Source organism: Kytococcus sp. HMSC28H12, from assembly GCF_001816045.1.
GTDB classification, from domain to species: Bacteria; Actinomycetota; Actinomycetes; order Actinomycetales; family Dermatophilaceae; genus Kytococcus; species Kytococcus schroeteri.
Genome location: NZ_KV824442.1, coordinates 1 through 6729 on the forward strand (window position 1 = coordinate 1; position 6729 = coordinate 6729).

At 72.2% G+C, this 6729-nt stretch carries 7 protein-coding genes; all 7 read right to left on the bottom strand.

Annotated features, from left to right (window positions below; translation table 11 throughout):
* Positions 1-378, bottom strand: a 378-nt coding sequence (gene mnhG / locus HMPREF3099_RS05890) for a monovalent cation/H(+) antiporter subunit G (protein WP_070705139.1), incomplete at its 3' end; no start/stop codon positions are given.
* Complete coding sequence (locus HMPREF3099_RS05895; protein WP_070705140.1) at positions 375-701, bottom strand: MrpF/PhaF family protein; 327 nt, start codon at positions 699-701, stop codon at positions 375-377. The genes mnhG and HMPREF3099_RS05895, both read right to left, overlap by 4 nt.
* The gene (locus tag HMPREF3099_RS05900; RefSeq protein ID WP_070705141.1) at positions 698-1210 is read right to left on the bottom strand and encodes a Na+/H+ antiporter subunit E; all 513 of its coding nucleotides are present in this window, start codon (positions 1208-1210) and stop codon (positions 698-700) included. The genes HMPREF3099_RS05895 and HMPREF3099_RS05900 overlap by 4 nt, the downstream gene beginning before the upstream one ends.
* Positions 1210-2799 (bottom strand): Na+/H+ antiporter subunit D, encoded by a 1590-nt coding sequence (locus tag HMPREF3099_RS05905; RefSeq protein ID WP_070705142.1) that lies wholly within the window; start codon positions 2797-2799, stop codon positions 1210-1212. The genes HMPREF3099_RS05900 and HMPREF3099_RS05905 overlap by 1 nt, the downstream gene beginning before the upstream one ends.
* Positions 2796-3383 (bottom strand): Na(+)/H(+) antiporter subunit C, encoded by a 588-nt coding sequence (locus tag HMPREF3099_RS05910; protein WP_070705143.1) that lies wholly within the window; start codon positions 3381-3383, stop codon positions 2796-2798. The genes HMPREF3099_RS05905 and HMPREF3099_RS05910 overlap by 4 nt, the downstream gene beginning before the upstream one ends.
* On the bottom strand, positions 3380-6391 hold the full coding sequence (locus HMPREF3099_RS05915; protein WP_070705144.1) for a Na+/H+ antiporter subunit A: 3012 nt from the start codon (positions 6389-6391) through the stop codon (positions 3380-3382). Before HMPREF3099_RS05915 ends, HMPREF3099_RS05910 begins: the two co-directional genes overlap by 4 nt.
* A 58-nt stretch (positions 6392-6449) precedes the next feature.
* The coding region (locus HMPREF3099_RS05920; RefSeq protein WP_141762018.1) for a DUF445 family protein at positions 6450-6729 on the bottom strand (280 nt) is incomplete at its 5' end.

Genomic DNA, 6729 nt, shown 5'->3' on the forward strand with positions numbered 1-6729 from the left:
GGCGCGCGCACCGGCCCCGGCGGCGGACGCGCTGGACGGCGTGCCGGCCTGCCCGTCGGCGGCGGCAGGGTCCTCGTACAGCGGCAGGCGCACCTGCCCGGTGCGCAGGGCACCTCGGCCCACCATGTGCGCCGAGACCGGGGCGGTGAGGAACTGGAAGAGCACGGTCAGGGCCACGGCACCCCACACCGCCCACTCGCGCACCACGAGGCACAGGCCCAGGCCCAGCAGCACCAGGCCCAGGGTCTGCGGCTTGGTGGCGGCGTGCATGCGGGTGAGCACGTCGGGGAAGCGCACCAGCCCGATGGCGGCCACGAGCGAGAGCAGCGAACCCACGAGCATGAGCACGCCGCCGACGATCTGCAGGACGTCGGTCACGAGGGCCTCCCGTCGGCGGACATGTCGACCCGCTCGTCGCGGGCCCAGCCGCGGTCGCGGTCGCGGGCGGCGTAGCGGCCGGCGGCCACCGCCCCCAGGAAGGCCACGAGCGACAGCGAGACCATCACCGTGGTGACCTGCGGGAACTGCCACCAGGCACCGATGAGGCAGAAGAAGCCGAAGAGCACGCTCACGAGCACGTCGGAAGCCACCATGCGGTCCAGCCCCGCGGGTCCCCGCACGATGCGCACCAGGGCCAGGCCAGCGGCGGCCACCAGCACCGCAGCCGCCCCGGCCATGAGCCAGATCGCGATCTCGTTCATCGGTCCTCCCGGCGGTAGTCGGCGTCGAAGGCGGCCAGCACGCGGCGCTCCTGCTCCAGGCACTCCTGGCGCACGGCCTCGGCGTCGGCCTCGTCCTTCACGCCCAGGCAGTGCACATGCGCCACCCGGGTCTCGTCGTCGAGGTCGATCACCATCGTGCCCGGCACGAGGGTGATGAGCTCGGAGGTGATGGTCTGGAAGAGCTCCTCGTCGGCGGCGAAGCGCACCGTGATGATGGCCGCGTCCGTCGTCCGGCCGGGCAGCAGGGCCATCATCGAGACGTCCCAGACCGCCTTGGCGAGGTCCTTGAGGAAGAGCACCACGAGCACCAGCAGCGCCCACGGCCGCACCGTCGCGTTGAGGTTGAGCCGCGGCAGCGGCGAGGCGAGGGTCACGAAGAGCCCGACCACGAGGCCGCCGAAGAGGATCATCGGCGAGTACGAGCCCCACGCCACGACCCACACGACCACGAGCCACAGCAGCGGGAGGAGCTGGAGTCGGCGCACCATCAGTGACCCCCCTGCTCGGTCGGGTCGAGCGGGGCCGGGTAGTGGCTGCCCGCGGTGTCCGCGGCGTCGGCCACGGCCTGCACGTAGCTGCTCCGGTTCACCAGGTCGGCCGCGGCGCGCTCGCTCACCCCGTAGATCGGGCCGGCGAAGACCGTCAGGCCGATGCCGACGAGCACCAGCACACCGGTGGGCAGGAACAGCCCGGGGCCGATGGGCACGGCCTGCTGCCCCATCCCCTCGGCGCGGTTGGGGGCGCCCCAGAAGGACTTGGCCCAGGTCTTGGCGATGGCGTACAGCGTGAGCAGCGAGGTGACCACGCTGCCGGCCACCAGCAGCCACAGCATCGGGGTGCCGATCTGGGCGGCGGCCCGCATGAGACCGACCTTGCCGATGAACCCGGAGAACGGCGGGATGCCCGCGAGATTCATGGCCGGGACGAACCACAGCAGCGCGATCCACGGCGCGGTGCGGATGAGGCCGCCCAGACGGTCGAGCGTGCTCACGCCCGTGCGGCGCTGCACCATGCCCGTCACGAGGAACAGCGTGGCCTGGATGAGGATGTGGTGGATCACGTAGAAGATCGCCGCGGCGATGCCGGCCGGCGTGCCGATGGCCAACCCGAAGAGCATGTAGCCGATGTGGCTCACGAGGGTGAACGAGATCATCCGCTTGACCTCGGTCTGCGCCACGGCGCCGAGGATGCCCACCACCATCGTGAGCAGCGCCGCCCAGAGCATGAGCTCGTGGAGGATGCCGCCTGGGAAGACGAGGGTCTGCGTGCGGATCATCGCGTACACGCCCACCTTGGTGAGCAGACCGGCGAAGACGGCCGTGACCGGCGCCGGCGCCGTCGGGTAGGAGTCCGGCAGCCAGGAACTCATGGGGAACACGGCGGCCTTGATGGCGAAGCCCACCAGCAGCAGCGCCTGCAGCATCACCTGCGTGCCCTGGGGCAGCTCGGCCATGCGCTGGGAGACCTGCGCCAGGTTCACCGTGCCGGTGGCGGTGTAGACCATGGCCACGGCGAAGAGGAACACCGTGGAGCTCAGCAGCGAGACGAAGGCGTAGGTGACGCCGGCGCGCACGCGGGAGACCGTGCCGCCGAGCGTGAGCAGCACGAAGCTGGCACCGAGCAGCACCTCGAAGCCCACGTACATGTGGAACAGGTCGCCGGAGACGAAGGTGGTGGCCACGCCGGCGGTCATCACCAGCAGCGAGGGGTGGAAGATCGGCAGCGGGGCCTTGCCGCTGGCCTCCTGGTCGAAGGACTCGCGCCCCTCGGCGTTGGAGTACCAGAGCACACCCAGGATGATCGTGAAGCCCACGATGAGCATGAGCGCCGAGAGCCGGTCGACCACCAGCACGATGCCCTCGTAGGGCACCCAGGCACCGGTGGCCACCACCTGCGGGCCGCGGGTGTCCGCGGCCCACAGCAGCAGCACCGAGCCGGCCAGGCAGGCCGCCACCACGGCGGTGGAGATGATGCGCTGCACCAGCGTGTGCCGCCCGGCGGCGAGCGTCACGCCCGCGGCCAGCAGCGGCAGCATCACCAGCAGCGGCGCGATGAAGGAGAGGTTCACCTCGCTCATCGGCGGCCTCCCCTCGAGTCCACGGGCGGTTGGTCGTCCTCGAGCGGCTGGAAGGCCCGCGCGCGGTGGCGGCGGATCTCCCGGCGGCGCTCCTTGAAGCGGCGCACGGCCAGCTCCATGTAGTGGTCGCCCTCGGCGTCCACGTCCACGTCGTCCACGTCGTCGGGCGTGAGGTCGTCGTCGCCGGCGAAGTCCGAGCCGGACATGTCGCTGCGGTCGGCCCGCAGCACGATGCGCAGGTCCTCCGGGTCGTGGGTGACGCGGTCGGTGCCGGCCAGCTGCCACGAGCGGTGCGCCAGGGCCAGCAGGAAGGCCACGAGCCCCAGCGAGATGACGATCGCGGTGAGCATCATCGCCTGCGGCAGCGGGTCGGCCATGTCCTCGCCGGGCACCTGCCCGATGATCGGCGGCTCCCCGGGCGGGGACGCGGCACCCAGGAAGAGCAGGTTGACGCCGTTGCCCACCAGCACGAAGCCGATGAGCATGCGCACGATCGAGCGCGCCAGCATCAGGTACACACCGCAGCCCACGAGCACGGCACCGACGCCGAGGAGGGCCAGGGAGGGGGTCATCGGCTCGCTCACGCGTCCACCTCCGGTCGTTCGACGGGTCGGTCGGTGTGGCGCAGGCCGTAGCGGTGGAACTCGTCGTCCGCGTGGCGGCTCAGCGCGTCACGGTGCCCCTCGCCGCGCTCGGACTCGATCTGCTGGTCCACGCCGGCACCGAGGCTCGTGAGCAGGCCCACGCCCATGCCGACGACCACGAGGTAGACCCCGACGTCGAAGAAGGCGGGGGTCACCAGGTGCAGGTGGCCCAGCACCGGGACGTCCAGGTTGAACACCCACGACTGCAGGGGCTCTCCCCCGGCCACCATGCCGAGCACACCGGTGGTCACCGCGAGGCCCAGGCCGGCGCCCATGAGCGTGCCCGAGAGCACCGGGGCCGCGGCGCGCAGCTCGTCGGCCTCACCGGCCAGGTAGCGCACGGTGAGCGCCAGCGTGGCGATGAGGCCGCCGGCGAAGCCGCCGCCGGGGGCGTCGTGGCCCACGAGCAGCACGTACAGGCTCCACACCACCATCGAGTGGAAGACCAGGCGGGTGACCACCTCGAGCACCGCCGAGCGGCGGGTGTGCTTCATGTTCACCGCGTCGGCCAGCCAGCGGGAGCCCTTGGTGTCGGCCTCCAGGTGCATGGTGCGGCGGGTGCGGGTGGCCGACGCGGCGACGCGGGCGGTCTCCAGCACCTCCTCGCGCAGGAAGACCAGCGAGGCCACACCGGTGGCGCAGACGAGCACCACGGCGATCTCACCCATGGTGTCCCAGCCTCGGGTGTCCACGAGGATCACGTTGACCACGTTGTGGCCACCGCCCTTGGTGTACGCGGTCTCCAGCAGGCCGGCGCTGGCCGGCACGTGCGCGCGGGAGGCCGCGGAGACCAGCGCCACCAGGGTGAGCACACCGGCCACCCCCACGGCGATGAGCACGCGCAGCACCTTCTCCACCCGGCGCGGGGTGTCCGGGAACTGGCCGGCCATGCGGCGCAGCACGAGGATGAACACCACGATGGAGATGCTCTCCACCATGAGCTGCGTGAGCGCGAGGTCCGGGGCGCCGTAGAGCATGAAGAGCGCCGCCGAGCCGTAGCCGGTGACGCCGGCGAGCACCACCGCGCGCAGGCGGCGGGTGGAGAGCGCGGCCAGCACACCGGCGGCGGCGGTCACCACGGCAACACCCAGCTGGGCCCACGAGTCCATGAGGCGGTAGTGCTCGGGCATCGGCACGTCCTGCATGAGCAGGACCCCCACCGGCACGGCCACGGCCACCACGAAGATCATGCCCAGGGTCACCGGCAGCGAGCCGCGCTGGAACAGGCCCGTGACCGCCAGCGCCCCCCGGTCCACCGCGCGCATGGTCAGCTGGAAGCCGCGCTCGGCGCCGGGCAGGCCCAGGGCGGCCACGCCGCGCTGGAAGCCGTTGACCTGGCGGCGACGCAGGTGCAGCACCACACCGACGGCGTAGGTGAGCAGCGTGAAGGCCAGGACCACGGTCCAGCCGTGCCAGAGCCCCAGGTGCAACGGGTGCTCCGAGGCCGGCCAGAAGGACGCGTAGTTGCCCACCACCGGCTCCAGCAGGGGGCCGCTGGCCAGGCCGAGCACGATGGTGCCGACGGCCAGCAGGGCGGGGCTGGCCTGGAGGAAGAAGCCCGGGGCGTGCACCGGTGTGGCCGGCTTGGTGCGCTGGGTGCGGAAGGCGCCCCACAGGAAGCGGGCCGAGTAGGCGAAGGTCATCATCGAGCCGACGAGCACGACCAAGAAGGCCACACCCTCCCGCGTGGCCCAGCCGTGCACCGTCGGGTCCAGCGCCGTGTAGGCGCCCTCCTTGCTCACGAAGCCGAGCAGCGGCGGCAGGCCCGCCATCGAGGCCGCGGAGACGCAGGCGGTGGCGAAGAGCAGCGGCATGCTCCGCGACAGGCCCGAGAGGCGGCGCAGGTCGCGGGTGCCGGTGCAGTGGTCGATGGCGCCGACCACGAGGAACAGCGAGCCCTTGAACAGGGCGTGGGCCAGTAGCAGCACCAGGCCCGCGCGGGCGGCGTCCTGGGTGCCGTGGCCGACCACGAGCACGAGGAAGCCCAGCTGGCTCACGGTGCCGTAGGCCAGCACCAGCTTGATGTCCACCTGGCGCAGCGAGCGGTAGGCACCCACCAGCATCGTGGGGCCACCGAGCAGCAGCACGGCCCACTGCCACACCTCGAGGTGGGCGAAGGCCGGGGCGAAACGGGCCACCAGGTAGATGCCGGCCTTCACCATGGCCGCCGCGTGCAGGTAGGCGCTCACCGGCGTGGGCGCGGCCATGGCGCCCGGGAGCCAGAAGTGGAAGGGCACCTGGGCCGACTTGGTGAAGGCACCCACGAGCAGCAGCACCACCGAGGTGGTGACCAGGGCGTCCGCCTGCGGCGGGTGCGCCAGCAGGTTGCTGATGGAGTAGCTGCCCGTCGCGGCCCCCAGGCCGATGATGCCCACGAGCATGGCCAGCCCACCGCCGGCGGTGATGACCAGCGCCTCCATGGCCGCCGAGCGGGAGTGGCGCGAGGTGATGCGGTGCCCGATGAGCAGGAAGGACAGGATGCTGGTGAGCTCCCAGAACACGTAGAGCACCAGCATGTTGTCGGTGGTGACCAGGCCCAGCATCGCGCCGGCGAAGGCGGTGAGCGAGCCGGCGAACAGGCCCAGCCCCTCCTCGTCGTCGGAGAAGTACCCGGTGCAGTAGAGCAGCACGAGCGTGCCCACGCCGGCCACCACCATCGCCAGCAGCCAGGACAGGCCGTCGAGGCGGAAGTCCAGGTCCATGCCCAGCTGGGGCACCCAGGTCCACGACTCGGTGACCGCCGGCGGCAGTCCGGCCGACCCGTGGCCGACCCCGTGGTGGGGGTGGTCGGTGGCGCCGGCGTGCACGGTCGCGGCCTGGCGCACGAGGTAGACCACGGTGGCCAGCGACGGCACCGAGAGCGGGATGAACGCCCGGGAACCCATCGCGCGGACGAGCCACGGCGCGGCCAGGGCGGCCACGAGGTGCGCGAGGATCAGCACGAGCACGGGGCGCCTCCTGGGGTGGGCCGGTCGGGGGTGGGTCGCACGGATTCTACGAGGCGGCTCACAGGACCTGGGTGAGGGCGTGCAGCACCAGCCCCACGAGTCCGCCCACGACCGTGCCGTTGATGCGGATGAACTGCAGGTCCTTGCCCACGTAGGCCTCGAGGAGCTCCGCGGTCTGCGTGGCGTCCCAGCCGGCCACGGTGTCGGAGATCACGCCGGCGAGCTCGGAGCCGTGCCGCTCCACGAGGGCACCCACCACCTCGGCGCTGCGCTCGTCCAGCGAGGCGCACACGGCCGGGTCGGCGGCCACGCCGCGGGCCGCCTCGGCGAGCGCCGTG